Origin of the sequence: Streptomyces sp. NPDC059917, assembly GCF_042730635.1 — a bacterium.
In the GTDB taxonomy this organism is placed as follows: Bacteria; Actinomycetota; Actinomycetes; order Streptomycetales; family Streptomycetaceae; genus Streptomyces.
Map to the genome: position 1 here is coordinate 1 of NZ_JBHWLC010000180.1, position 2,373 is coordinate 2,373.

General features: G+C 70.6%; 1 protein-coding gene. It reads right to left on the bottom strand.

Annotated features, from left to right (window positions below; genetic code table 11):
• Nucleotides 1-2,373: type I polyketide synthase (locus ACFWAR_RS39300; protein WP_385788508.1), on the bottom strand; the 2,373-nt coding region annotated here is incomplete at both ends.

Sequence of the window (2,373 nt, forward strand, 5' to 3'; positions counted from 1 at the left end):
AGGCCCGCGGTGGTGACGTCGGTCCGGGTGGTGGCCTCGAGCCAGTACCGGGTGCGTTGGAAGGCATAGGTCGGCAGATCGATCCGCCGCCCACCAGCGAGGTAGCCGCTCCAGTCCACATCCGAACCGGTGGCGTGCGCCGCCGCGAGCGCGGCGATGACCGTACGGTCCTCCGGACGGCCCTTGCGCAGGAACGCGGCCGTGGCACCCTCCTCGACCATCGCGGTCAGGACCGGGTCCGGGCCGAGTTCGAGGTAGGTGGTGATCCCCTGCGCCTGGAGCGTGGTGAGGCCGTCATGGAAACGGACCGCGCCACGGATGTGCCGCGCCCAGTACGCGGGATCCGTCAGCTCCTCGGCCGTCGCGATCAGACCGGTGACGTTGGAGACGATCGGGATCGAGGGCGGGTTGAAGCTGAGGGTGGCAGCGATGGCCTGGAACTCGTCCAGGACGCTGTCCATGTGCGGGGAGTGGAAGGCGTGACTGACCGTGAGCCGCTTGACCTTCACACCTGCGGCCCGGAAATGCTCCGCGATCACCTCGACCGCATCCTCGTCACCCGAGACGACCACGGAAGCCGGACCGTTCACCGCAGCCAGATCGACGCCTTCGCCGAGGAGCGGGGTCACCTCGGCTTCGGGTGCGGCGATGGCGAGCATCGCGCCGCCCGCCCGTGCGGCCTGCATCAGCCGGCCCCGCGCCGCGACCAGCGCACACGCATCCGCCAGTGACAGGACCCCGGCCGCGTGGGCGGCCGTCAGCTCACCGACCGAGTGACCGATCAACGCATCCGGCCGCACCCCAGCCGCCTCCGCGACCCGGAACAACCCCGTCTCCACCGCGAACAACGCAGCCTGCGTGAACCGCGTCTGATCCAACAACCCATCCGGATCGCTGAACACCACATCCCTCAACGACCGACCCAAGTACCCGTCCAGCTCCGCGCACACCGCGTCGAACGCAGCCGCGAAGACGGGCGAGGTGGCATACAGCTCACGCCCCATCCCCACCCGCTGGCTGCCCTGCCCTGTGAACAGGAACGCCGTCCCACCGGCCCCGGCAACCGCAGGGGTGATGGACTCCAACCCGGCCAGCAGCTCCGCCCGGTCCGCGCCCACCACCACCGCACGATGCTCGAACACCGCACGCGTGCTCGCCAACGAGAACCCCACGTCCACCGGACGCACGGACGTGTCCGATTCGACGAACTGCCTCAGTCTCAGCGCCTGGTCACGAAGCGCCGACTCCGTACGGGCCGACAGGACCCACGGCACCGGACCCTCGGCGACCGGTTCCGCAGCCTCCGGCTCGGCGCTCACGCCAGGTTCCTCGATGACTACGTGCGCGTTGGTTCCGCTGATGCCGAAGGACGACACCGCCGCCCGCCGCGGACGGGCCTCGTCCCGCGCCCACTCCTGCTCCTGCGTCAGCAGCCGCACCGCGCCCGCCGACCAGTCCACGTGCGGCGACGGCGCCTCCACGTGCAGCGTGCGCGGCAGCACACCCGCCCGCATCGCCATCACCATCTTGATCACACTGCCGACACCCGCGGCCGCCTGGCTGTGCCCGATGTTCGACTTCAATGAGCCGAGCCACAGCGGACGATCCTCCGACCGCTCCTGCCCGTACGTCGCGATCAACGCCTGCGCCTCGATCGGATCGCCCAGCTTCGTACCCGTACCGTGCGCCTCCACCACGTCCACATCAGCCGCCGACAACCGCGCCGAAGCCAACGCCTGACGGATCACCCGCTGCTGCGCAGGACCGTTCGGCGCCGTCAGACCATTGCTCGCACCGTCCTGATTCACCGCACTACCGCGCACCACCGCAAGCACCGGATGACCAAGGCGCTCCGCATCCGACAACCGCTCCACCAGCAGCATGCCGACGCCCTCGGAGAAGCCGGTGCCGTCGGCGTCGGAGGAGAAGGCGCGGCAGCGGCCGTCCTCCGCCAGACCCCGCTGACGGCTGAACTCGATGTAGATGCGGGGGGCCGACATGACGGTCACGCCACCGGCCAGCGCCATCGAGCACTCGCCCCGGCGCAGGGCCTGGACGGCGAGGTGCAACGCCACCAGGGAGGACGAGCAGGCCGTGTCCACGGTCAGGGCCGGGCCCTCGAGGCCCAGGGTGTAGGCGATCCGACCCGAGGCGACGCTGGTCAGGACGCCCGAGCCGACGTACCCCTCGACCTCGGCGGGAACCTCGTGCACGCCCGGCGCGTAGTCCTGGGGGATGGCGCCGACGAAGACGCCGGTGTCGCTGCCGCGTAGGGACGCGGGCTTGATCCCCGCACGTTCCAGGGTCTCCCAGGCGGTCTCCAGCAGCAGCCGCTGCTGCGGGTCCATCGCCAGCGCCTCGCGCGGACTGATC